The 25,422-nt window shown below is 40.1% G+C and carries 23 protein-coding genes and 2 pseudogenes; 11 read left to right on the forward strand and 14 right to left on the reverse strand.

The annotated features are described in order from the left end of the window. Positions 1-211: 211 nt before the first annotated feature. Complete coding sequence (locus NSTC745_RS34715; protein WP_445635092.1) at positions 212-661, reverse strand: hypothetical protein; 450 nt, start codon at positions 659-661, stop codon at positions 212-214. A gap of 94 nt (positions 662-755) precedes the next feature. Between NSTC745_RS34715 and NSTC745_RS34720 the strand changes: the two genes are divergently transcribed. Further along, positions 756-1,109: a hypothetical protein gene (locus tag NSTC745_RS34720; protein WP_445638754.1), complete on the forward strand. Its 354-nt coding sequence runs from the start codon at positions 756-758 to the stop codon at positions 1,107-1,109. Positions 1,110-1,508: 399 nt separating this feature from the next. Here NSTC745_RS34720 and NSTC745_RS34725 read toward each other — a convergent pair whose 3' ends face one another. From NSTC745_RS34725 to NSTC745_RS34735, 3 genes are all read right to left on the reverse strand, one after another. Continuing rightward, positions 1,509-1,745 (reverse strand): DUF4327 family protein, encoded by a 237-nt coding sequence (locus NSTC745_RS34725; protein ID WP_096537447.1) that lies wholly within the window; start codon positions 1,743-1,745, stop codon positions 1,509-1,511. 772 nt (positions 1,746-2,517) lie between these two features. Next, entirely contained in the window at positions 2,518-2,937 is a 420-nt protein-coding gene (rbfA, locus tag NSTC745_RS34730) for a 30S ribosome-binding factor RbfA (RefSeq protein WP_445635093.1), read from the reverse strand. A 129-nt stretch (positions 2,938-3,066) separates the two neighbouring features. Next, a complete protein-coding gene (locus tag NSTC745_RS34735; protein WP_096537445.1) occupies positions 3,067-3,273 on the reverse strand; it encodes a DUF751 family protein in 207 nt (68 codons plus the stop codon). A 164-nt stretch (positions 3,274-3,437) separates the two neighbouring features. On the opposite strand from NSTC745_RS34735, the pseudogene NSTC745_RS34740 reads away from it, so the two are divergent. Further along, positions 3,438-3,587 (forward strand): annotated as a pseudogene (locus NSTC745_RS34740) (DNA adenine methylase); the annotation flags it as partial. 35 nt (positions 3,588-3,622) lie between these two features. Here the strand turns inward: NSTC745_RS34740 and NSTC745_RS34745 are convergent. The 6 genes from NSTC745_RS34745 to NSTC745_RS34770 all read right to left on the reverse strand — a co-directional run bounded on the left by NSTC745_RS34745 (position 3,623) and on the right by NSTC745_RS34770 (position 8,911). Continuing rightward, a complete protein-coding gene (locus NSTC745_RS34745; protein ID WP_445635094.1) occupies positions 3,623-4,138 on the reverse strand; it encodes a DUF7226 domain-containing protein in 516 nt (171 codons plus the stop codon). Continuing rightward, entirely contained in the window at positions 4,092-4,943 is an 852-nt protein-coding gene (locus tag NSTC745_RS34750; protein WP_445635095.1) for a type II restriction enzyme, read from the reverse strand. The genes NSTC745_RS34745 and NSTC745_RS34750 overlap by 47 nt, the downstream gene beginning before the upstream one ends. After that, positions 4,936-5,784, reverse strand: a complete 849-nt coding sequence (locus NSTC745_RS34755) for a DNA adenine methylase (RefSeq protein ID WP_445635096.1) — start codon at positions 5,782-5,784, stop codon at positions 4,936-4,938. The genes NSTC745_RS34750 and NSTC745_RS34755 overlap by 8 nt, the downstream gene beginning before the upstream one ends. A gap of 501 nt (positions 5,785-6,285) precedes the next feature. Continuing rightward, complete coding sequence (locus NSTC745_RS34760; RefSeq protein WP_445635097.1) at positions 6,286-6,507, reverse strand: addiction module protein; 222 nt, start codon at positions 6,505-6,507, stop codon at positions 6,286-6,288. Between the two features lie 118 nt (positions 6,508-6,625). Continuing rightward, positions 6,626-7,846, reverse strand: a complete 1,221-nt coding sequence (locus NSTC745_RS34765; RefSeq protein ID WP_096537440.1) for a HetZ-related protein — start codon at positions 7,844-7,846, stop codon at positions 6,626-6,628. Between the two features lie 405 nt (positions 7,847-8,251). Beyond that, on the reverse strand, positions 8,252-8,911 hold the full coding sequence (locus NSTC745_RS34770) for an L-threonylcarbamoyladenylate synthase (RefSeq protein WP_445635098.1): 660 nt from the start codon (positions 8,909-8,911) through the stop codon (positions 8,252-8,254). Between the two features lie 113 nt (positions 8,912-9,024). Between NSTC745_RS34770 and larC the strand changes: the two genes are divergently transcribed. Next, positions 9,025-10,305 (forward strand): nickel pincer cofactor biosynthesis protein LarC, encoded by a 1,281-nt coding sequence (gene larC / locus NSTC745_RS34775; protein WP_445635099.1) that lies wholly within the window; start codon positions 9,025-9,027, stop codon positions 10,303-10,305. Positions 10,306-10,715: 410 nt separating this feature from the next. Here larC and NSTC745_RS34780 read toward each other — a convergent pair whose 3' ends face one another. Together NSTC745_RS34780 and NSTC745_RS34785 are read right to left on the reverse strand one after the other, a co-directional pair. Then, positions 10,716-11,330: a hypothetical protein gene (locus tag NSTC745_RS34780; protein ID WP_445635100.1), complete on the reverse strand. Its 615-nt coding sequence runs from the start codon at positions 11,328-11,330 to the stop codon at positions 10,716-10,718. 97 nt (positions 11,331-11,427) lie between these two features. Then, the gene (locus NSTC745_RS34785) at positions 11,428-11,991 is read right to left on the reverse strand and encodes a DUF6658 family protein (protein WP_445635101.1); all 564 of its coding nucleotides are present in this window, start codon (positions 11,989-11,991) and stop codon (positions 11,428-11,430) included. Between the two features lie 347 nt (positions 11,992-12,338). Here NSTC745_RS34785 and NSTC745_RS34790 point away from each other — a divergent pair, with 347 nt between their 5' ends. Further along, positions 12,339-13,253 (forward strand): lysylphosphatidylglycerol synthase domain-containing protein, encoded by a 915-nt coding sequence (locus tag NSTC745_RS34790; RefSeq protein WP_445635102.1) that lies wholly within the window; start codon positions 12,339-12,341, stop codon positions 13,251-13,253. Between the two features lie 121 nt (positions 13,254-13,374). Here the strand turns inward: NSTC745_RS34790 and NSTC745_RS34795 are convergent, their stop codons facing one another. Further along, entirely contained in the window at positions 13,375-13,836 is a 462-nt protein-coding gene (locus NSTC745_RS34795; protein WP_445635103.1) for a DUF29 domain-containing protein, read from the reverse strand. Between the two features lie 2,016 nt (positions 13,837-15,852). Here NSTC745_RS34795 and ndhL point away from each other — a divergent pair. The 7 genes and pseudogenes from ndhL (at position 15,853) to NSTC745_RS34830 (ending at position 24,401) form a co-directional block, all read left to right on the forward strand. After that, entirely contained in the window at positions 15,853-16,065 is a 213-nt protein-coding gene (gene ndhL, locus NSTC745_RS34800) for an NAD(P)H-quinone oxidoreductase subunit L (protein WP_096537434.1), read from the forward strand. A 24-nt stretch (positions 16,066-16,089) separates the two neighbouring features. Next, positions 16,090-16,401 carry a DUF3007 family protein gene (locus NSTC745_RS34805; RefSeq protein ID WP_096537433.1) on the forward strand — a complete coding sequence of 104 codons (312 nt, stop codon included), beginning with the start codon at positions 16,090-16,092 and terminating at the stop codon, positions 16,399-16,401. A gap of 120 nt (positions 16,402-16,521) precedes the next feature. Beyond that, positions 16,522-17,322 carry a tryptophan synthase subunit alpha gene (gene trpA, locus NSTC745_RS34810; protein WP_445635104.1) on the forward strand — a complete coding sequence of 267 codons (801 nt, stop codon included), beginning with the start codon at positions 16,522-16,524 and terminating at the stop codon, positions 17,320-17,322. Between the two features lie 257 nt (positions 17,323-17,579). Next, the gene (locus NSTC745_RS34815) at positions 17,580-18,236 is read left to right on the forward strand and encodes a heterocyst differentiation related protein (RefSeq protein ID WP_445635105.1); all 657 of its coding nucleotides are present in this window, start codon (positions 17,580-17,582) and stop codon (positions 18,234-18,236) included. 228 nt (positions 18,237-18,464) lie between these two features. Next, a complete protein-coding gene (locus tag NSTC745_RS34820; RefSeq protein WP_445635106.1) occupies positions 18,465-20,915 on the forward strand; it encodes a GH116 family glycosyl hydrolase in 2,451 nt (816 codons plus the stop codon). Between the two features lie 2,256 nt (positions 20,916-23,171). Continuing rightward, positions 23,172-23,555, forward strand: a pseudogene (locus NSTC745_RS34825) (HetP family heterocyst commitment protein); the annotation flags it as partial. A gap of 675 nt (positions 23,556-24,230) precedes the next feature. Further along, positions 24,231-24,401 (forward strand): hypothetical protein, encoded by a 171-nt coding sequence (locus NSTC745_RS34830; RefSeq protein WP_445635107.1) that lies wholly within the window; start codon positions 24,231-24,233, stop codon positions 24,399-24,401. Positions 24,402-24,693: 292 nt separating this feature from the next. On the opposite strand, the gene rpe is transcribed toward NSTC745_RS34830, so the two are convergent. Then, positions 24,694-25,401 (reverse strand): ribulose-phosphate 3-epimerase, encoded by a 708-nt coding sequence (gene rpe, locus NSTC745_RS34835; protein WP_096537428.1) that lies wholly within the window; start codon positions 25,399-25,401, stop codon positions 24,694-24,696. Positions 25,402-25,422 lie beyond the last annotated feature (21 nt).

Here is a 25,422-nt window from a genome sequence, read left to right on the forward strand (position 1 = left end):
AAGGAATATTCTCTCGACAACCTCTAAAATTATATGAATTTATTGAGATTATTTTTAACTAAAATACGCTACAAACTTGATAGGTATTGGCAATACTTTTGCAAGAAAGAGCGTATCTTTAGCGTTAATAGCAAATAGATATTAATTAATTTTTTGTGTCTGCAAATTCTAGCAATAAGAATTTGAGCAAGTTTTCTCAGGGTTAGCGGAACTACAAATTATGTATTTGTTGCCCAAGAAGTTGCATTCCGTGTTTTGGAAACGAACGATGCCATTCCTGCTCAAAACCTACGCGAGTTTCGAGATCGCGTAAAGCACGCCAGAATGCAAGAGTCAATGATTCTCTCGATCCGCTAAATTTAAAGACAGGTTTAGCCGTACCTTCGTTTTGCTGAGAACTAGCATACTCAAGCACCTGTAACTGTGCTTGTTCATCACATTTTGAAAAAATAAACTCATACTCAATTGGCTCTGTATTCCACCTTACAAGTTTTGATGCACCTGTTTGGAGAAATAAACTTAATCCATCTACAAGTTCAGAGAGTGAATCATACGGTGTATAAGACGCTGCAAATGATAATTCCTGCTCTTGCGTAATTAATTTAACAGTTAACCAACCATGATTTACATCGCCAAAGCGGACGCAAAAATTCTTATACATATTTTCACTACTGTTTTCTTGAATCTGAATGCACCAGCCTAGACTACCTATTCAGGTAACATTAGTAATTACCAAGAAGTTTAATACAAAGCTAATGTCTTCAACTCCCCTAACACTCAACCTAGTTGAAGGTTCTGTGTCATTCAGTTTTTCGCCCCAAGCAGCACGAGAATTAAAGGCAGCAATAGATCGGTTGATGGAAAGCCTCAAAGCTGCCGCTGCTAAACCCACTCCTGGCGGCAGTAAAACGACTCCCCAGCCCCCCTTGGAATATCGTTACACTGGCGAAATTTTTTTAGAAGTTTTCTGTAATCCTAATATTTGGCCGACTCCCTTCGCAGCCAAAGTCCTACTGACTGTTCGCACCATCAACATCCGCATAACTACAGAAGCCGAATTGACTCGCATCATTGATGATATTAATCAGTATTTAGACCAAGTAGGATGAGGCAGGGGAGCAGGGGAGCAGGGGAGCAGGGGAGCAGGGGAGAGTTGTTGTACAAACAAGTTCTTTCTCCTCTGCCCCTCCGCCCCTCCGCCCCTCTGCCCCATACCCCAATTTGAAAAATTACCGGAGCAGTTCAGCATTGGGAACTGCCCCGGTAAGAGAATCCACATACTAGGCTCAAGTTGTAGCACCAGAACTATTAGTTTTGATACCTAAACTTACCTGAAGAATTGTATAATTTGAGACTCTAATGTTTCCGTATTAAAAAACGCAAGATTCTAGATTGGGCAATGATTACCAAAAGCCAGAGATTATCCCAGATTAGGCGTCGAATTGTTGATTGTGAAATCCACAGATCAAAAATAAACTCCCAATCTCAAATCCGAAATTAAACATTGATTAGTCGTTGTCCCATTCTTCACGACCAATTAAATCACCAATGCGATCGCGTAACAGAAAGTCACATTTTTCTAATTCACATTCAACGCAAACCCACTCTCTCGCTGGGATGTATTGGCAGAGTGTATATATTGGCTGTTGTCGGCTGACCATTCCCTTTTGCACCAGTCGGCGTGCTTCGTCTTGGATGACATCTAGAGAGTAGTAATTAATAGAAGGCACCGTATTCACACTCATGGTTTTTACTCACAAATTAACACTTAGATAGTGTTCCCGCTAGCTATTAGGAACAAACATAACAGAGATTTGACTTGTGGCTATGGTTTTGTAGTTTGCTATACGGAACTAATTTCATTTTGACGCTACACATCCTGAAATTATCTCAAGAAATGTTAAGAAAGTCAACAAAAGCTGACATTTCCGAAAAATACGCTTCACAAAACAATGTCAAAGTAATTAACCAAACCTGCTTTTGTTGTTATGTAACTTTTATTCAACAGGTCTGAAAGTTTTGCTATGAGTGCCTTGAGGGGTGATTTGGCTAGTGAGAAGAATACACAAAGCGATCGCTCACAGATCAAAATAATTACCTAAAAGCTCTATCTAGCAGTGTTGGTATTTATCTCAGGGTAAACAAGATAACGATATTTGGCAGCAACTAGGGTATAAACTATGGCAAAACTAACGGCTAAATTACACTATGAAGGCTTTTAAGCTAGCGACTGTTAACAATTTCTTAAACAAATCCGCAATTACTTGGTTAATTTCAGCGCCGATATGACATGGTTTTTTTTAGATAAACATCTCTAGAAGGGGGGTGTGGAGGAGCAGGGGAAAAGGTTAAAGGTTAAAGGGAAAAGGAATAAATTTTATCTTTCCCTTTTCCCCTTTCCCCATGCCCTATGGTTATGCTCACATTAAAACAGACGCGATCCGATCGCGTCTGTAAAGTGTTTGGCGGATTTGCTGAGATCGATTTGTTCTGAAGTTACATTGTTATTTGAGTTACTTATTCTGAGAACTCGTCGTCATCTGGATCTGTGCTGTCTTCCACTGGTGTGGAATTTTCTGGCGATCGCTGATTATTTAGCTGGTTTAATAGTGCCAGTACCTTATTACCACGTTCTATAGAGCGATCTTCGACAAAGATAACCTCCGGTGTGCGACGTAGCCGTACCCTAGCACCAAGTTCGCTACGGACAAAACCCGTGGCTGACTTTAAACCCGCCATTGTCTCTGCCTTGGCTTCATCTGTACCATAAATACTGACGTAGATTTTGGCGTGTTGGAGATCGCCGGAAACATCAACATCAGTAACACTTACCATTCCTGTACCCACACGGTCATCCTTAATGCCGTTGAGCAGCATTTGGCTAACTTCCCGTTTAATCAGTTCAGCAACACGGGAAACGCGGCGATTTGTAGCCATAAAAGTTTAGCCTCCGAAAAGAGGTTGTACGACATAATATAAACGCAAGCTCGGTAGATAGTACCTAGTTTATGGCAAATAACACCAAAAACAACTGTCTTGAGGGCAGAATCCGCTGCATCGCCCAGTTTAGATTGTACTCAAGCCCAGCATTGCACGTAAGGTGAGAGTCACAAACACTAGACCGCTAACAAACAAACCCAAAACCGCAATTAAGGTGATTGGGCGTTTCAAGAGTGGCACTAATGGCCCAAAGGTGTTAAGAAATACCCCTAAGAGGACAGTAATGAAGTAGCGGGGGTAGCGAAAGACGTTATCCCAAAATCCGTCAAACATTTGAATTTAAACTGCCTTGCTATATACTTACGTTTGTTTTGATATGCTTTATCTACTTAATTGTAATCTATACGGCTGGAAAATTACCCAGTTAATATAAAATATGGTTCGTCAGCTATATTAACTATATTTAGCCGCAATTATTTGCGTATAATTGTAAGTAAATGGTTATTCAAATCTCCAAAGAAACTAGCCCGCGTCCATTTTTGAAGTGGGCAGGGGGTAAGAGTAGGTTGATTTAGCAATATATTCCTTATTTTCCTAAGAATTATCAAAATTACTATGAACCATTTTTAGGTGGCGGTGCTGTTTTTTCTATCTTTTAAGTTGGGTTATATATTTCCATTTTTCATTCCTCCGATAACATATTTACAATCCATTCTACCCATTTACGAACAGTGCTTGATCGCCTTTCAATAGTTTTAATATTTATATTTAAATTCCTAGATTGCATAATGTTACATATTCTATTAATATCTGGAATAAAGCCATTTGAAAGGGTAGATTCAAAAGTATTATAAAAAACCTGATGCTGCAAAATCTTTTCAATTAAAGATAGTATTTTTATTTTGTATCTTTTTTTTAGTAAATGGCTACCTTTATCGCTTAAACAAAATGTTATTTCTCTAGTATTTTGATCTACATACTTATCCATTAAGCCCAGATATCTAGCAGCATCAGTGTAATAAATAGTCTGTCTTTCATCGAATTGATAATTTGCTGTAATTTCCTCTTTTGTTAATTCTTTATCTATTAAAAGTGTAAGCAAATCTATAATTCTTTCAAAATTATTTGCTTGGGGAAATGGAACATTTGGTTCAGCAACTATAGTAAATAGATTTAAAAATTTCAGATACATCTTCATGTGTTATTGTTTCAGGAGCTATCACATAGTTTTTTTGTTCTACCAATTTTATTGAATTGTAATTTAAAATTTTATCGAATTTATAGATAAAAAAGCTAAATATATTGCTTGAGTTAGAATATGTCATCAAAATGGGAATTACTTCTTTATTTGGAATCTTATTAGACCAAAGCCTATAAGGATAATATAATTGTCTAATTAAAAAATCATCTACATCGTACAATTTAGCTTCTAATAATAAAAAGTGCTTCTCGCTTTCAAAACCTGCATCTATTTCACATTGAGCATTATTAACTTCAACATTATGTTGAGTATAATCTGCTATTCTATTTATATTAAATTTAAATTTACCTGTAGACATTCGTCCATAAAGTGTGTAATACGTCTCTTCATCGTCAATCAAATTATTTATTATACCTATATTAAAAGCACAACTTAGTGCCGAACTTTCTGAATATAAATTTGTATAGTCTATACTTTCTATTCCTTTTGGAAACTCTACAGGAATTGCTTCTAAACTCTCATCATATTTAACATTTAAATAAGAATTAAATTTGCCAATAATGTATTTATTTCTAGAGACAGGTAATATAGAAAGTTTGTGCTTTTTAAAAATATCAGGTAGATTAGCATGATGGTCAAACTTTGCCATTAATCTACTTTCTCTGAATTCATTAATACTTGATGAACCTATTTCAAAAAAACCTGTATTAGATATCTTTTCTAAAATATCATATTTTTGAAACAACTTTTCCCATGCGGTATCATTTTTAGATTTTCCTCTTTTATTCGAGAATTTACTCATAGTTTTTCACTAAAATTTCGTCCACTTTACCTCTTTTTTTTGCATTAGAATTAATAGCTCTAATGGCTGAAATTTTTATATGTATATAATCCTTATACAAGTCTTTAATAAAGTTTGTATAAGCATTACTTAATAAAAGTTTACAACCTCTATTATCTAAATTATCAAATGTCTCTTTTAACCTGATTTGTTCATCTTTATTAAATCCATTTACATCATAGCCAGTAAAAGAAGCAGTATCTGAAACTGGATCATAAGGAGGGTCAAGATACACAAAGTCTCCTTTTTTTGCCTTTTTTAGAACGTCTTGAAAATCTAAATTTAATATTGTAATTTGGTTTTCATTCAAATATTTACTTACAGCTTTTAAAACAGCTAGATCTAAAATATTTGGATTTTTATATTTACCAAAAGGCACATTGAATTGTCCTTGAGAATTTACTCTAAATAACCCATTATAACAAGTTTTGTTAAGAAAAATAATTCTTGATGCTCGTTGTACTGGTGTTCTATATTGAAAACTTTCTTCCCTGTCCCAATCCCTAATAGCATAATAATACTCTTCATTATTTTCATGAATTTTTAAATTTTCAATTAATTCGTCAACTGAGTCTTTAACAACTTGATAACAATTGATTAATTCAGCATTACTATCATTAATTACAGCTTTTTTAGGTTGCAAAGTAAATAAGACTGCCCCTCCGCCAAGAAAAGGTTCATAGTAGGTGTAGTTTTGGTAATTATAATTTTTAGGAAAATTATTTTCTATTAATGGAGCAATTTGCCTTTTCCCTCCTGCCCACTTTAGAAACGGTTTTACTAGTTTATTTACTGATGCCATATTTTGACCTAAAAACCATTAAATACTTGCAGTACTATTGTACTATAAGATGGTGTTGACCAGAAGTTTTTAAATATAACTCAATACGGTTGAGTTAGCACTAAAAATAAAAATTAGCATAAGTTGAGAAGCTACTCATGTATGAAGGTTTCACCATTAAGAGTTTATTTATAAAGTAAAAAAATTAGTGTAGGGTGTGTTATTCAGGTATTCCGATATGATATGATTACTTGCGAAAAATATAAACATTCGCACCCAACGCACAAGATTATATGGTGGTACGTAATACTAAAGCCATAACGCACCCACTAAAGATTTACTTGATGAATGACCTCTATTTTGATCGCCAATTAGTTACTAATCTCAGCAAGGATGAAGTAAGAGAAATTACTTTTTTTCTTGCAGCAGTTCTCCGCTAAATAGACCATAAGGTAGGGGCACAGCATTGCTGTGCCCCCACAAGGTATGCGATTAAATTAAAATAAAAACTGCTGTAATTTTCTAGCCATGTCGTTGAGAGATTCTGGCTTTTACATCTTCCCAACTGCTGGCAATGGATGGATTTTGCAGATATTCAGCTTTACGGCGGGCTAGCTCTTGTTTTTGCCAATCTAAGACTGGGAGTGCTGCTGGTGTAGCAGCTATCTCATCCCATAAATCTTCTACTAGTTGAAGTTTTTCCGCTCTCGAAAGACTAGAGAGTTCGGGAAATACTGGATTCATGGTGTTTTCTTAATTTGATTCACCTTCATTATTACACCCCAAAACCCTCATATCCATAACAACATTTCTAATAATTGGAATTAAGCTTAGATAAATTTTAATAATTTTATTTTGGAGTTCAACCTGTCTGCGCTTCAGTATTACCGTTGCGGATAGCCCATGCTATTTCTAATAGTTGAGTCCAGCGCTTTTGCACTTGTTTGGGAGTACATTTGATGGCTTTGGCGATCGCTTGGTCGCTTTCCCGTGCAGTTTTGAGTTGTAAAATTTGCTGTTGTTGTTCTGTGAGTTGACCGATAAAGATTTCCCATTGTTGGGAAGATAAACCCAACTTTTGCTCTAAACCCGCACCCAACCATTGATGTACCAATTGCCAATGATGTTGTTTGGCAAACTTTTCTACATGATATTTAAACCGTTGTTGCAAATAATCGCGTTGACGGCTAGTTAAACCAAGAATTTGGTCAATTTCCGGTGCTGAAAGGTCTTGCAGTTTCAGACTTAAGTAGTCCATACAGTCAGATTGACCTTGGGACTCCAAGTATTTCATCAATTCAGCAATGACGCGATCGCGTTCTGATTCTTCCGACGGATCGAAACTGGCTTTAGCAATCATTTGCGATCGCAGTTGTTGTACCGCCGAATTGCGTTGGTAAGATTCTGCTTCTTCACCCTTAGCAGACTCCACCGCCATTTCAATATCCACAGTAGTTTCTTGGGGCTGACGACGAGCAAAACCCTGCGCCCGCAAAATAATTAATTGCTGATTTGCACCGCCAGGTAAATTGATGCGACGTTTGGCGTACTGTTCTGTAAATGCCATATATTCAGCTAATTGCAGCTGAGTACGCGGCGTGTGATCCTCAGGTAATTCGTTTTCGCGGCGGAAAGCTTTAATCGCTTCAATATAAAATGCTTGTAAAAAATCTTCAATTAAGCTGTAACGAGCGTCAAAACCCAACTCAGAGCCGGATATAGTTACATGGCGGTAAACCATCGCGCCCAAATTGCTATGTAATTCCACCCGTCCTTGTTTTGAACCTAGTTGGTAGTAACGCAAGCACTTTTGCATCCGATGTCTTGCCAACGTCATCTGCCAAGACTGGATTTGTCCAGATGTTTGGATGCGGGAGCTTTTATCGCAAATGCGTTCTACTTCCTTCGCGATGCGCTTTGCTAAAGCTTGTACGCACCTGGGCGCTGCTTTGACTTGCCCTTGCATTTCTTCACACAGCAATTGAACTAAGGTGTCACTGCTGCTAGCTGGCAATTCTTCGCCAGAAACATGGTTGTTAAAAACTGCTGTAGAGTTTGGTAGATTGGCGACATTAGCTTTCATGACTTTTCCAGGGAGTAGTATTGCACCGTAATTACAACGCAGACACAGCGATCGAGGCTAGTCTTGGTTGGAGAATCTTTGGGCATTCATCCATCAAGACTTGCCCCATGTAATGCTCACATCTAAAGCTCATATTTAAAACTGTAGGAAATACGAAAGAGTTGTAGCTATGGCAATGTGTAGGTTCTTCCACAAATCACCACGTTGAGGCTAATAAATGGATACGCAGCATTTCTTCAAAGTTGTTAAATGCCTTGCTCTAGCGAGTGTTGCCACCATCCTGTTATATTCACTGCGTAGGCGCAGCCCGTCGTAGACATCGCCTTTAATTATGACAATTTCTAAACTGGAGTCATTTAAATCACAATTTCCGAAACCAATAAGTGCGCTGGTGAAATTTAATCCTTATACCCATGCTGCCGCTGCTTCCCAACCTAAACCCCTCCGTATCATTACTGCTTCGTCTCCCGTTAAATCCAAAATTGTAGACACTTCGTACTTAGGTTCATCACCAGCATCTACAATTATGTCTACGAATTTGTCCAAACGGTCAAATAGCTCTACCCGCGATCGAATAGTCTCTGGATCTATGTGAACCAAGCCATTATTTCCTTCATCTGGTGGCACGTGTGCGGAAGTTGAGATAATCGGATTGCCCAAAGCTTCCAGCAGAGCCAAACAGACAGTATGGTTTGGGACTCTAATTCCTGTAGTTTTCCGCTTGGGACTTTGCACCAATCGCGGTACTAACTTAGTCGCTGGTAGCAAAAACGTGTATGTACCAGGAATTAGGCGCTTCATAATCCGATAGGCTGTGTCACTTACGAAGGCATAAGTCGCCACATTTGAAAGCGAGGGACATAAAAATGTCAGTGGTTTATCATTTGCTAGCTGCTTAATTTGCCGCACTCGTTCTACCGCCGACTTGGCATTCAAATCACAACCGATCGCATAGACTGTATCAGTAGGGTAAAGCATGACAGCACCACTAGAGAGCGCTGACTTTATTTCCTCTATTCGGCGAATTTGAGGATTATCCGGATGAACTGGGAAGATTTTTGCCATAGGTGGGGGATTAGGGGCAGGGGGCAGAGGGGCAGGGGAGCAGGGGGAGAAATAACAACTGACTAATAACTGATGACTGATGACTAATGACTAATAACTAATGACTAATAACTATGAATAAAATCGCTTATCTTCAATGTCCGACAGGAATTTCCGGTGATATGTGCTTGGGTGCTTTGGTCAGTTTGGGTGTTCCTGTGGAGTATTTAATTGAAAAACTTAATGGGTTGGGAATTGAACGCGAATATAAGTTAAGGGCAGAACTTGTGCAACGGAATGGTCAGCAGGCAACTAAAGTTCATGTGGATTTAGTAGACCATCATCACCACCACGATCGCGAACACACTCATCATCACGGACGCCACCTGCCAGAAATAGAGCAGATGATTCTCAAAGCAGGGTTGCCGCCACGGGCAGAAGCTTGGAGTTTGGCGGTATTCCGGCAGCTAGCTGTAGCAGAAGGGGCGGTGCATGGCATTTCTCCTGAAAAAGTTCATTTTCATGAGGTAGGTGCTGTAGATGCCATTGTAGATATTGTGGGTACTTGCTTGGGGTTGGATTGGTTAGGGATTGAGAGCAATGAAGCAGGATTGCCTTTACTATACTGCTCGGCTTTCCCGACTGGCGGCGGCACTGTGAGGGCGGCGCATGGTCAAATGGCTGTACCAGTACCAGCGGTATTAAAGCTGTGGGAAATGCGGGATTGTCCGGTTTATAGCAACGGTATTGAACGAGAACTGGTGACGCCGACTGGTGGCGCGATCGCCACTACTTTAGCCAGAGAATTTGGTTCGCCGCCCCCCATCGCTATCAAGAAGGTAGGATTGGGAGCAGGAACCATAAATTTACCCATCCCCAATATTTTACGCCTCTGGCTGGGCGAAAGCGCAATTTTAAAGTCAGATTTCCGTGATTCTGGTGAAACTAGCTCAAATCTAGAAACCATATCGGTATTAGAAACCCAAATTGACGATTTAAATCCTCAAGCCATTGGCTATGTGTTTGAGGCTTTGTTTGCGGCTGGTGCGCTGGATGTTTTTACCCAAGCGATCGCGATGAAAAAATCGCGTCCAGGAATTTTGCTGACTGTTATCTGTCATCCAGAAAATTTACTCAGTTGTGAAGCCGTTATATTCCGCGAAACCACAACATTAGGTATTCGACGAACTCATCAGCAACGCGCCATTTTAGAACGAGAAATTCAACAAGTAGAAACTGAATATGGCAAAGTGCGCGTTAAAGTGGCATGGAAAGGGCGATCGTCAGAAAAAGTTATTGCTAATGTGCAGCCAGAATATGAAGACTGTGCAGAATTAGCCCGAAAACATAATATTCCCTGGCGGGAAATTCAACGGCTAGCGTTACAGCATTGGTATTTAGAAAATCAAAACTAACCTCGTTTAGCAATTAATAAACCTCTTGCATAAGTCGAATAGACCCCCCTTTATCCCCCCTTATAAAGAGGGAAACTTGTAATCTTGCCCCCTCCCCTTCACAAGGGGAGGTTGGGGAGGGGTGATTCAAGGATTTTTGCAAGAGACTCCATGAGTTGCACGCACAAGGAACAATGAAAATATCTTGGTTTTCCCAGTCCCCAGTCTCTATTTTCAAGGCAGGTCTAATAAACCTAAGGGAATAGGCAGTATAAGTTAGGAGAAAACTTTATATTCTGGCTCGTAAATTTTGACTCCTAAATTCTATTTATGAAATAAAAACTCGCCATAATTCATCCTGAATTTTGACGAGTGGTGCGTTTATTGTTGCTTGTTAAACTGGATTTTCGCCGCCAGTCTAACGACTAATTTCAATCAATGTTTTTGACAGTTCTATTCACTGCGTTAGCTGCATCTTCAGCAGTGCGTTGAACGTTGTTACTAGCATCTTCGCCAGCACGTTGAGCATTTTTCGTCAAATCTTTAGCTGCATTCTGGGTATTTCCCTTGAGGTTTTCAATTCCGCGTTGAGTCCCCTTAGCGAAACCTTCCCCTAATTCTCCAGCAGAACTACCAACATCTTCACCCAAGTTTTTTACTCTTTCACCTAATGGTGTACCTTGTTGGTAATTCCGGACATATTGTTCGCGAGAGTCAACACTCTTTTGCTCAATATTTTTTTGAGCGTTTTTCGCCAGTGCATCAGCTCTGTCATTAGCTGCCTTTTCACCTAATCCCGCTCTGGGATCTACATCACTGAAGTTATTCATCCCGCCAGTGGGTGCAGAGAGAGGATAATCTTTTGTGGGATCGTAGCGTTTGACGTAATTATTTGATTGAGGTGTTTGAGCATCAGGCTGTGGTGGTTCTGTTGCTACTCCCGGCGCAGCACAGGCCTGTGTAACAAACAAGAATATTCCTACTAAAAAAGCAGCTAAAACTTTCAACGGACGAATATTTTTCAACCAAGTACCTAGTTGTTTCATACTTCTACTCCTTGCATTTTTGTCACTAATTTAAACTTCAAACAATATGGTATTGAAAACCATTTAAAATCTCAACTATTGAGACAAAATAAAATTTCTATTTGCCTCTTGCTGGATTTTTTTGTAATTCTGGTCTAGCACTTGCTTCACTTCCCTTGTCTTTCAAAAAACCGGAAGCTTCTTCAACAGTTTCTTTCACAGTTCCAAGGCGTTCTTTAACGCGACTTCCTACACTGGATTCGTTTTGAATCAAACCACCCGGTTCGGGTTGTTGGAAATTCTCTTCTGTGATAAGTGGTAGTTCTGCTTCTTTCTTGATTCGACCTACTGGTGTTTCAGCACCTGGATAAAGTATCTCAGAATCTCTATTTCCAACATTTGTAGCAATCAATAGTAAGCTTGGCTCTAGGCTAGCTTGGTCGCGTCCGTAATTAGTTTTTGCGCTCGTTTTGGAATCGGCGGACGATCTAGTGTATTTGTCTCCACCATTCTTATAAGGATTGTTGGCTCCACCAGCTTGCACAGCAGGATTTTGCGGATTTGCGCCTTGAGCATTTCCTGTACTACAAGCAGTGCTAACTATTAACAATAATCCTGCAAGAAAAATTGTTAGAGTTTGGCGCAGCCGTAGTTTTTTAAAAAAAGCTATTACAGCGTTCACTTAGTCCTCCTTACCAAACTATTAATAAGCTGAAGCCTTAGCTGAATCATTTGTATTATTCAGTAAGTTATTCTGGTTGTTTAGTTGGTTAATTTTTGAATAACCTCTATTCAAAGATAGGAAGAATAAAACAACTTTTACCTCTAGCGCAGGCCACATTTCTATTAGTACAAAAACAATATTTTTATCTAACTCTAGAGAGATATCAAATAATATAATAGTATTTAAGTAATAATTGTTACATTTAACTTTTTCATAATTTTAAATCTTTGAATATGTAGTTGATATATATAGTAAGATTTGAGGTACTTGCCCCTTGTTCTTCTAACCGTTAAATTACTAATTTCATGAAGCAATTTTTACGTTGGATAATTTTAGGCGGAACAATATTTTTTTTAGGGAAAGCCCTGAAGGATAATTGGATTCAAGTGACTGCTATCCGCATTGATGGGGTAGGATGGGGGATTATGGCGATCGCTACAGTCGTCACTTTAATGGCACATACCTGGGCTGGCTGGGTTTGGACTTGGGTTTTGCAAGAGTTAAATCAACCTGTGCCATCTTCCCAATTCATCCAAGTTTACCTAAAAACTAATATTGCTAAGTATTTACCAGGTAATATCTGGCATTATTACGGACGAATTCTCGCCGCCAGAAATGCCAACGTTTCTGCTGGTGCAGCCACCTTAAGCGTTTTGTTGGAACCGCTGCTTATGGCGACGGCTGCTTTAATCCTGATTATTTTATTCAGTAGTCAATTTGATGCAAAAAATACTAATTTAACGGTACAAATCTTACAATTGCTGAGTTTAGCTGTGGTACTTTGTGCAGTTCATCCCCGGTTTTTAAATCCAGCCATTCGCTTTTTATACAAACTCAAGGCAAAAAAATCCGATCTTAATACTCAGCAAAGTGCCGTTTTAACTCTTAAACGCTATCCCCTGCGACCTTTATTAGGGGAATTGGGCTTTTTATGTTTGCGTGGCGTCGGGTTTATTTTAACTGTCTTTGCACTCAATTCTCTTAATTGGAGTCAAATTCCTTTATTGCTAGGGGCTTTTAGTTGCGCTTGGTTACTCGGCTTAGTGATTCCGGGTGCGCCTGGTGGGTTGGGTGTGTTTGAAGCGACTGCTTACGAACTTTTGCGACACCAGTTTCCAGCGGCCTTAGTCTTTAGTGCGATCGCTCTATATCGCCTCATTAGTATTCTAGCTGAAACCGTTGGTGCTGCGTTCGCTTGGTTACACGAACGCCTTGCCTAGTGATAGGTTTTCAGTCAGCAGAATTTTGGATTTTGGATTAAGCTTAAAGCCTGTTTTAATTATCAATTCTGACTCCAAGAACTCACTAATTCTGCTGCGATCTTACCAAATGAGAACTTAACTAATCAGGTAAAAACTCTTCATCTAAACACTCATCTCCAGTAAACGGACACTCTACAGGAAAAGTATCAAGTGATAAATCGGTTTCATCACTCGCTTGCTTTCTTACATCTTGATAACACTCTGGCAGAACTTCCTGAAAATACGGTTTTAAACTAGGACTATCTTTAAAAGTTATTCTCAATCTCCGTCGATGTTCTCTAATAGTTGCGTTCCAGCTATTAGAGCGTTTTTCTGGCTGATATTTATATTTTAGTAGATGTATTAATAGAACAACTAAATTACTCTCAAGTGCGTGTTTTTCACTTCTCCCCATACATTCAATTTCTTCGATCAGATTTTCTAAATCAACCTCAGAAAATCTGCCTTCTTTTAATTGTTTAGCTGTTGTCTCTATCCACAAATAAAAATCTTTGTCGTAAAGATGAGAATTTGTAAAGACTGTTGGTTGAGGCGCTGTCATCTGATTTTCAACCTCATAAAAAGCTAACTTATACACAAGTATAGGCCACAAAGTTTCCAACCCTTCCAACGCCATAAATACCTAAATTTTGGGCAATTGTAAACTCCATTTATCCCACTAATTTTAGGGTTAGGGCAACGAAACCAAGTTTTAAGTGGAATTTCAAGGCTTGGGTACACCATAGCCCAAAAACGGGAGAACTTGTAAAGTCGCTTTTTAAGCTGGTTAATAGCACAAACTTATGAAAAACAAGTTATTTAAATATGACTCGTTTTTTTTATAGATTAAAAAGTAGAGGTTTGACTTTATGCTACGGCTTTGCATCGGATTAGATTGCTAGTGGTAAAGCAATGTATCTATGGCGCTACTTTTTCCGCAACTGCTTACCAGGGGAAAATTCAGGCACTATCTAAATAATTACTAATTCCTAATTGGTAATTAATTCATAATTGTGTAACTTCAGAATAGTTGTAAAAACTTTAAAGTTAAACAATTTTATCCATGCGCTCGTTACTCTTTCAAAACTTAAAGCTGACTATTCCTACAGCTTTAGTATTTACGGTTCTTGGCTATATTCTAAGTCTATTTCTGAGTTTTCTTACCAATCCACAAGCAGCAAGATGGCAATTCCATCTAGAATTCGGGCCTGAACCCCGAAACCTTCATGAGCTTGTAATTTTTCAAGCTCAGGCAGCATTCTTTGGTACAGCGCTCGGAATTCTAATAGCTCAAACAACTTTTTTTGTATATGTAACTAAATTTGGACTCAGCAATCGTAACACTAAGCAGTAATCGTAAGCGATGTCACTCGACTTGCCGCTTGCGCCTCTACGCCATCTACGATCGCTCTTCATTAGACCTCTTGCAATCAATTGCTTTTTGCACTCTTGTGGGAAAAGGGACTCATGTTAAAGGGGAAAGGGAAAATACCAAACCCTTTTCCCCTTCCCCTTTTCCCGACTTCTGCAAGAAGTCTATTTAGTCTAAAGTCCAGTAGTAAGGCAGCTATTTCAAAACTGTTGGCTAAACCAGGATGTTTTCGCGACAAAAAAGTTCGCGCTGCTTTAAAGGCAGCGCGAAGACAAATTTGTTTTGAACCATAACCGTGCCACCCTTTATTGGAAGCATAAGCTTGCCGTTGCGGCAAAGTTATGGGTAAAGTCACACAGTTTCCAGCAACTGATAAGTCTAAATTTAATGGGGGTGGAGGGACTTGAACCCACACGACCTTTTACGGTCAACGGATTTTCATTCTCCCGCAGTTTTCACTGCTACTTGATTGCAACAGCCACTTCAAGTTTTGAGAATTGGACTCTCCCTTTACCCTCGACTTTACGTTAGGGTAGCTCCCGTCGGGTCTCTGCACCTTCCCTGAATTTTTGACTTTGGATTGAAGACTAATCTTAAATCTCAAATCGCAAATCTCAAATTTTCGGGCTTGGCTCAGGATTGCCATGTCTGTTACCAGATTTAGGTTTCCCTGAGTTTGAGAGCTTCCACTTGAGGGATTTCTCCTTCAAGGCTCAGTTATCTAAGTCCGTAGCGTCTACCATTCCGCCACACCCCCGCAGGTGTTCGGTAACTATTTATTTTGTAGAGGCAGCAAATACCCCCTCATCTATTCCACCATCAATTGTGTCATTTGTCCAACTAGATTGAAAATATTTTTTCCAATGGAAGTTTTTTATTTTTCCTAACCAATTTGGATAAAAATTTTCTCTCTTGTCTGACAATAGCACTGATTTGCTACTGGGCTATTTATCATAGCATCACATACTGGACACATGTCAATTTTCCTAGCGGTTTTTCTCAAAATACTTTGAGTGCTGAGTAGGGCATAGGGCAAACAGGTATGGGGAAATGGGTAAAGATTAAATTTATTCCTTTTCCCTTTTCCCTTTAACCTTTTCCCCTGCCCCCCATCTCCCCTCTATTTCTTGAAAGCATCATGACTCTACTTCCCTGAGTCTCGCTCTTCGCCCTATGATGAGAAATAGATGCTTAGACAAAAAAGTTATGATCGTCGCCCTGCTGTATCTGATTTTGGCTGGAGCTTACCTTCTAGTAATCCCGATCGCTGTTTTGCTCTACCTGAAGCAGCGTTGGTACGTGGCTAGCTCCATCGAGCGTGTGTTTATGTACTTTTTGGTGTTCTTCTTCTTTCCGGGTTTGTTAGTTTTATCGCCGTTTGCAAATTTTCGACCCCGGCCGCGACAAATTGAAGTTTAACGAAATTGGTAGGTCATAACTCTCATGCGACGGATTGACGCTATTGGAATTGGCTTAGGCATTTTTATTGCCGGCGGCTTGGCGTATGTAGGATTACAGCTAGCCGGCTTCGATAATCAGCAAGCTGGTATATGGAGCCAAATCTTACTAGTAGCTGTGTTAGTTGGCTGGTTAGCTACCTATTTTTTCCGTGCGGTGGGACAAAAAATGACCTACCACCAACAGCGGGAACAGTACGAGCAAGAATTTCTGCAAAAGCGTTTGGAAGAACTAACTCCCGAAGAACTAGCACGAATTCAAGCCGAGATAGAACAAGAAGAGCAGTCTCAGGTGTAAAGTGATCATTGGTCAGTTGTTATTTGTTCTTCGTCATTTGTCGTTTGTCCTTTGCAAATAACCAATGACCAATGACCAATGACTAATGACCAATGACCAATGACTAATGACTAATGACCAATGACTGCAATTTCTGATTGCTTTGAAACCCTAAAGCACAATCATGAGTGTGCTTTAATTCCTTTTATCACCGCTGGCGACCCAGATTTAGAAACAACAGCAGCAGCGTTGCAAATCCTTGATCGCAATGGGGCAGATATCATTGAACTGGGCGTACCATACTCCGATCCTCTAGCGGATGGGCCAGTCATTCAAGCAGCTGCTACCCGTGCTTTGCAAAGGGGAACGAAATTTGAGCAAGTGCTGGAAATGCTGCAAGCTACTACACCAAAAATGCGATCGCCCATTGTCCTGTTTATTTATTACAACCCAATTTTGCACCGTGGCATTGAAAAATTTCTCCAGGAAATTGCTGCCGCTGGTGTAGCAGGATTGGTAGTGCCTGATTTACCCTTAGAAGAAGCTGCGGGTCTGTTACAACCAGCTGGTGAAATGGGAATTGATGTCACCTTATTGGTAGCTCCCACCAGTTCCGCCGAACGGATACAAGCCATCGCCCAGTCTTCCCAAGGATTTATTTATTTAGTCAGCGTCACAGGCGTGACAGGGATGCGATCGCAAATCCAAACGCGAGTCTCAGATTTACTCAAAGAAATTCGTAATGTTACTGATAAACCTATTGGTGTCGGTTTTGGCATTTCCGATCCTGCCCAAGCCCGTCAGGTAAGAGAATGGGGCGCAGATGCAGCAATTGTGGGCAGTGCCTTTGTGAAGCGGTTAGGAGAAGGCACGCCAGAACAGGGACTAAATGCGATCGCCCAATTTTGCCAAAGTCTCAAAGCAGCCATCAAGACCGCGTAACAGTAGAAATACTCATGTTGATGAGAGCGAAAAAGTAGATTAAAAAAGTGTAACAGCGTAGTTTTTTTATCCTAAGTTTAGTAGACAATTTGACTGTTCTAGTCTTGAATATTAACATCAGATATCAAGATGTAAAAAAACTAGCTGATACAGTCGCTTATAGTCTGAGTATTATGTGAAGTGGTCAAAATTTATGAGTGTGAGAGTGAGTCATTCACAGATGGTTATAGTTACATTGCAGTTGAGGGGCAAAGGCGATGAGTGAAAGTATGGCATTTATCGGTGGGGTTGCTGTAGCTGGGCTAGCGGCTCTGGTATTACTCAAAGGAACAAATATACAACCTAACTTCGCTGTTGCTCCGCAAATGCCGAATACTGTGGTAGCGCCCCAGGTTATGCCGCCACAAGTACAATACCCAGGAGGGTATTACGGGCAACCACAACCAATTTATCCCAATCAGCCACCAACTGCTCCCAATTCCGACCAGCGCCTAGAAATGGAAAAGCTGAACATGCAGATGGAGAGTTTGAAAAAGGACAACGAACAGCTGAAGTTGGTTAACCAACAACTCCAAGGTCAAGTCCAAAATTTCAATACTCAGCAGCAGTGGCAATTAGCTCAGCAGAATAACCAACAAAAAGTAGCAGCATTCCAGCCACAAAGTCCCTGGTGGTCTTCACCCATGCTGTGGGCAGTGGGAGGCGCAGCTCTCACCATTGGCGGTGGTGTTGTCGTCGCCGGGGTGTTGGCTTTATTCTCACCACGGCAGCGCCCAACCCGTACCGTACAAGTGATTCACCCTTATCAAGGCCCTACGCCACCGTTGGTTCCAGTACGCCGTGCTGAGTTTCTGCCTGCTTCTCGTCTAGATCCAAGACGAGTTGAAGCCCCAGAATACGACGAAATGCACTAATAGGGAAAGTGGGACTGGAGACAAGGGGACAAGGGGACAAGGGGACAAGGGAGACAAGGAAGTGTGGGGAGAGAGGGGGGAAATATTTCTTCTCTATCCTCCCACACCTCCCACCCCTCCTACACTTCCTGCTTGCCCCATGCCCCATACCCACCACTTTGCTACTTGATAAAAACCGTACATCGCGCTAGTCTTCATGGACGTAACTCCACGCAGTGACATCAGGCGATGACAAATCAATACTCCCCGAAAATTCCCGCTTGCACTTGGAATCGTCCCATCGGTTTAGGTTGGGATAAACCTTATACTGTCCGTTACGCAAGTAATCTTGATGATGGGCCTTGGCATGGTGCGCCATTAGGTGGCTTTGGTGCAGGTTGCATAGGTCGTTCTTCACGGGGAGACTTTAATCTATGGCACATTGATGGCGGCGAGCATATCTTCAAAAACGCGCCTGCCTGTCAATTTAGTGTATTTGAGTCCAATGGTACATCTACCCAAGCTTATGCTTTGTCTACCCAAGCACCTGAGGATGGTAGTCTCAAAGCATGGCAGTGGTATCCAGGCAGCAAGGGAGCAGGGGAGCAAGGGAGCAGTGTAGAACTTAACTCCATCGAACGACAGCAAACTGGCGAATATCATGCCCTGTATCCCCGTAGCTGGTTTGTGTATGAAAATGTTTTTCAAACACAGTTGACTTGCGAACAGTTTTCCCCTGTATGGGCAGGCAATTACCAAGAAACTAGTTACCCTGTGGCGGTGTTCCATTGGAATGCTCACAACCCCACAAATGCACCTATTACTCTGGGCATCATGTTCACCTGGGAAAATATGGTGAGTTGGTTTACTAATGCCCTCAAATCTCCTCAAGTGCAGGTGCGCGATGATGGTAGCCCAGTTTATGAATACCAACCACGGTGGGGTGAAAGTCAAGGAAATTACAATCAGATAATAGAAAATTCAGAATACTTTGGTTGTCTTTTAGGTCGGGTTGATAGCGACAAACCATTGGAAGAAGGGGGTGGAACCTGGTGTATTGCAACTTTGAAGCATCCAGGAGTAGAAGTATTTTATCACACGCGCTGGAATTCCATTGGTACGGGTGAAGATGTATGGCAAACCTTTGCTCGTGATGGTTCTTTACCTAATTATCAAGACACAACTCCAGCAGCAGAAAACACACAACTAGCAGCTGCGATCGCACTTCGTTTTACTCTCCAACCAGGCGAAACTCTAGAAATCCCGTTTGTTCTGGCTTGGGATTTGCCGATTACAGAATTTGCCGCCGGAATAAATTATTATCGCAGATACACAGACTTTTTTGGTAAAGATGGTAGTCATGCTTGGGCGATCGCATCTACCGCTTTACAACAATACCAAACTTGGCGATCGCAAATTCAAAGTTGGCAACAACCCATTCTCGACCGAAAAGATTTGCCTTCTTGGTTTAAAATGGCTTTATTTAATGAGCTTTACGACCTCACCTGTGGCGGTACTCTCTGGAGTGCAGCATCAAAACTTGACCCCATCGGGCAGTTTGCGGTACTGGAGTGCTTAGATTATCGCTGGTATGAAAGTCTAGATGTGCGGTTGTATGGTTCTTTTGCTTTGTTGATGCTGTTTCCAGAATTAGAAAAATCAGTGATACGGGCATTTGCACGGGCAATTCCCCAAGGTGATGACACTCCCCGAATCATTGGCTATTACATGACAATCAAGGCAGAAAGCCCGCTTGCAGTTCGTAAAGCCGTTGGCGCAACACCCCACGATTTAGGCGCACCTAACGAACACGTTTGGGAGAAGACTAACTACACCAGCTATCAAGACTGCAATTTATGGAAAGATTTAGGTAGCGATTTTGTCTTGCAAGTATACCGAGATTTTCTGTTCGCGGGTGCTGAGGATGTGGAATTCTTGGCAGACTGTTGGGATGCAGTTGTTAAGACTCTCGACTACTTGAAAACTTTTGACCTAGATGGCGATGGTATTCCCGAAAATTCTGGTGCGCCCGATCAAACATTTGATGACTGGCGGTTGCAAGGCGTCAGCGCCTATTGTGGCGGGTTGTGGTTAGCGGCGCTAGAAGCTGCGATCGCCATTAGCCAAGTTTTATTAAATCACAACCTTGGCGATCGCAACGACTTGGAATTTCAAAAATCCACCTATGAAGCTTGGTTAGAACAATCCCGCCCAATCTACCAAGAAAAGCTTTGGAATGGGCAGTATTATCGGTTGGATAGTGAAAGTGGTTCTGATGTGGTGATGGCAGATCAATTGTGCGGACAGTTCTACGCGCGATTGCTAGGGCTACCAGATATTGTACCGAGCGATCGCGCCCTCTGTGCGTTGAGAACTGTTTATGATGCCTGCTTTTTGAAATTCTGTGATGGGAAATTTGGTGCTGCTAACGGCGTTCGTCCCGATGGTTCGCCAGAGAACCCCAAAGCGACTCATCCTTTGGAAGTCTGGACAGGAATAAACTTTGGCTTAGCTGCTTTTCTTGTGCAGATGGGAATGAAAGATGAAGCATTTAAGCTGACTGAAGCTGTAGTGCAGCAAATTTACGACAATGGACTACAATTTCGCACCCCTGAAGCCATCACCGCAGCGGGTACTTTTCGCGCCTGCACTTACCTGCGCCCAATGGCAATCTGGGGAATTTATTTACTGATTAATTGACTTCGCAAATATACTCTCCCCTTACCTGGAGAAATGGCTAACTTTTCAGTGTTATCTGCAAAACCTCTCTCCTTTAGGACTTACGCAAAATTATGAAAAAACGTAGACGCACAGCGGTGAGGTAGTGCATTGGGCGGGTTTCCCGACTTGAAGCAACTACCGAACCCGAAGGGCTTGCCGCAGGCTACCGCAAAGAACGCATAGACGCGTTCGCGCAGCGTCTCGTAGAGAAGTGGCTTCCCGCAGGGTAGGGCACGAAGTTATAAGAGTTTCAGAGAGCTTTTGCGTAAGTCCTATCCTTGTAGAATACAGTTGGTGAATGAAGGTAAGACCCCTCGTTTACCCACAAAATCGTTGGTAGAGGCGTTGCATTGCAACGTCTCTACATCTGTTGGATAGCGAAAAAGCGTGAATGTAGGGTGTGACGCCTGATTCGCCAACAATATCCTGTAGGGATTTTCCCGACTCCGTACAGACAAGCGTTAATCGCGTCTCTATCCACTCCCTAGTTTTTCCGCATAGCGTAAAAAGCCAGAGTCTATATTTGTGATTTTATTTTCCGAGTGTTTCCGGAAGGGAAGGAAAATTTCAGTAATGGTAAGAGTTAAAGGAGTGAGAATTCAAGACTACGTTTCAAAAAATGCAAATATTACTAGCTTTAGCGATAAATATTGCTAACACTGTCCAGGCTGTTTTTCCAATAAAGCTGGCAATATTCCAAACATAAACGCCAAGACGTTTAGACTTTGCGTTACTTTGGGCGGATAAACCGCACAGGGGTTTTCTTTCGGTTTTAGGAGAAGTAGCCCAAACTTTGGGATATGAGGTGCTAGTAGTTTAGGCAAGCTTAATGAGCCGGACTCATATCATAACCCGTAGATAGCTTATTGGCAAGAAATTTCCGATCTATTTGTCTGGCAAGGAGAAAAATTGCGTAGGCTAGCAAAAACCGCAGGCATCGCCCAGTTAAGAAGCTAAAAATTACGGTTTAGAATCAAGCAACATAATCTTAGCCATTGAGTAGGAACGCTAATTTCAAGAGAAATTAACCCAAGTTAGTCAATACCCTACTAGATTCATCATATTCCTCCGCCTCTCCAGCATTGGTCATACAGAGGGTACCTTGTTTAAAACAGAGGTATCTTATTTAACAATATATTTATTAACTATTTATACTAATTTATAGTTTTTATTCCTTATTTTCGCTATTATAAATGTATTGATATTCTTATTTATTCCAAGAGTTAGATGTCCCATAAATACATATTTATTAAATAAAAATTTTAAGATTAATTATAGTAGTTAATATTTAACAATATAAAACCTATCTTTAAAACAAGATAGGTTTTGTATTGTATATGTATAGCAAAATATCTTACTCAATTATATTTGAATATAATTCTTGATTGCAGCTAAAAAGTTAATTTTATAAAAAATAATTTTTATTATTAATAAATTAATAAATGATTGCTACATTATAAATTTTATTTAGTGTAATCCTTTCATAGCAGTTTTTTTAGGCAAAAAGATAATCTTTGTCTAACAAGATAAATATAAAGATAATTTAATTAATTTCCCACTATTTTTGAGATAGCGCTATATTTACTCCTGAAATATGATGTTGTTTAAGATGATAGTTAATGATATTATCATTTAGTTACTAGACAATAATAATAGTTAAAAATTCATATTGTCTGAGGGGTCTTACCCCTCATTAATTAGTAAATATGACAAAGCTAAAAGTTGCACAATACATAAATGAATATTGAAAATTGCTCAGTAAATTTAACTTATAAATCTGCTAAGATAGCAGGTGACACTAACCGCAAAAAATAGTATAAATACAAATGGCGTTTTAAATGCCCAAAGGTAAATAATTTTTTGTAGTAGTCTTAAAAAGTTTAGAAATTTCCCGGAAATGATTTAACTTTATTAGTAGTAATTTATACAAGCTTTAACCCACAAAATTGATTGAATTAGGGGTTGAGAAAGTTATAAGAGGACAAAGCTGCATCTACCAATAGTTATGCCGAGACTTGAAAGCAGCGATCGCCAGTGATAATTTGGGAAATTTATCTACACGTCTGTTGATGAATACTTATTCTCAATCAACATCCAACATCGCTGTTTATCGATTACTTTTACCAAGCGATTAAACAGTTGCAAAAAGGCTAGTCTAGTTTGTAAGCCTTAATTGAAACACCAAAAATTGCTCCCAACCAAACTAGTTTACTTCACCCAAGAGAACTAAAAACTATGAATCAAGACATTGCTAGTATTAGTAGTAACTTAGACAAGACAATGAAGGCTCAACAATTTGATAAAGTAGTTGAAGCAATTTTGGCTGGAAAGTATTCCTGGGCGTGTGTTTTAATGCTGCGATTTGCTGGTTATAATCCTCTTCATTACATTCCATATCGTACTTATAATCGGTTGTTGAAAGAAAACTCTCAAGGCAGTAGAGTAAACCAACAGCAAACTGAAAACATAAAACTGCTCAAACAATCCAAGGATTCCAGATCTCAAAGCAATGTATCATCAAGTTGCTTAACCAAAATTAAAGACATACCTTATCTTGAAGTAGTTGGAAAGCAAAAAACAGAAATCCGTGGTAGCAATTTGGATCGCAGACTGGCACAGTAAATTAAAGAATATCAATCAGTCCAACGAAAAATAAAAGAAGTACTCAAAATATTTATTTGAGATACTTGAGATTGCATGAAAAAATATTTTGCATCAATAGATTTCACTTGAGAGTTGATTAAGTCTCTCAGCTACTGCCATACCATTTTTTAATGGATGGCAGATTTTTCATATAGGACTTTTATTTGATTGCCTCAAGAACTAGCCTTCAAATCGAAAAAGCTGATTCTAACTCTACAGACAAGGTTTTATCAGATTCGTACTCTCCATTCCCTATCTGCGTAAATACAACGTTTTTCAGGTAAATGAAGTATGCGAGTAGGGACGTTCGCTTTTAGCGTTCCTGAAGGGTACGACTGTACGCTTCTTTACGAGACGCTTTCATAAAACGGGTTCCGTAGCGGTACGCCTTTAGAATTACCTGTACCTCACAAAGTTGCAATCCACTGTAAGTTAAGAAATCAAACCACATTTAGTATAAATCTGCCAAAATGGCAAATTTATACTGACGAGATTGGTAAACTAAAAATAACAACTTCAATTAAAATAGAGGTGACTGGCAAGCAAGTTAATTTAAAAAATAAAATCAATCATTAGTTCTCAACATGAAATATATCAAACTGATTATAAAAATAGTCAGCATTTCATGTATTAGATAATTCTTACGCCAAGATGAATAAACCAACCGTTACTAATGGTGGTTCTTTTTCCGAGAAAGTCCAAGCAAAGAGAATTTGGAGAGGTGGCTTCCCCCAAACCAAATCTTATACAGCTTTCACCGAGTTGCAGACGGTGTTAGTCATGCTGATAAAGCTTTCTATATTGTGGTTGGTGTTGCTTTAGTTAATAAAGCAAACGCTTAGCATCAACACCAAGAACGGAAATAGAAATAGTTACGGTTAAATTGTTGTTTTGGCTGGTAGAACTAGTGGCTTACGCGCTTCTCTTTCGACTATTGTAATCCTAGTCCTCCCAACCTGGATTATCTATGGTTTATAAACTTTCAATTTATATTGCAATGGCTGGAAGTTCAAAATTTCAATAACTTCCAGTTTTTTTATTGACAATAAAAATAGGTTGGGCAATTAATCTGCTCAACCTACCTTTTGTAAAGTACAGTCAATGTAAAAATGAATTAAACTTTGGCCAATTCTGGGGTAGGACGCTTGCTGTTGCGAATTGCTGTAATAGCCTGTGCATAATCATTGGTGTTAAACACAGCCGAACCAGCAACGATCGCATTAGCTCCAGCTTCCAAAACTTGCCATGTATTATTTGCCTTTAGACCACCATCCACTTCAATCCAAGGATCGAGACCGCGTTCCTCACATAATTGGCGCAGCTTGCGGATTTTAGGTAACACACCGGGGATAAAGCTTTGACCGCCAAAGCCGGGGTTTACGCTCATAATCAGTACTAAATCGCACAGATCCAAAACGTATTCAATTAACTCCAGAGGAGTGCCAGGATTGAGTACAACACCAGCTTTCTTACCAAGTTCTTTAATTTGTCCCAAAGTGCGGTGCAAATGTGGGGAAGCATTATGTTCTGCGTGTACAGAAATAATATCAGCACCAGCTTTAGCAAATCCTTCTACATACTTTTCTGGCTCCACAATCATTAAGTGGACATCCAATGGCTTCGTTGTAACTGGACGAATCGCCTCCACAATCAGAGGGCCTATCGTAATATTAGGTACAAAACGACCGTCCATTACATCAACATGAATCCAATCTGCTCCGGCCGCGTCTACAGCGCGAATTTCGTCACCCAGACGGCTAAAATCGGCTGATAGGATAGATGGAGAAATTACAATGGGCTTTTGAGATGGGTTTTGGGTCATGGCTAGTGGATTTTTAAGCGT

The organism is Nostoc sp. DSM 114161, from assembly GCF_052692665.1.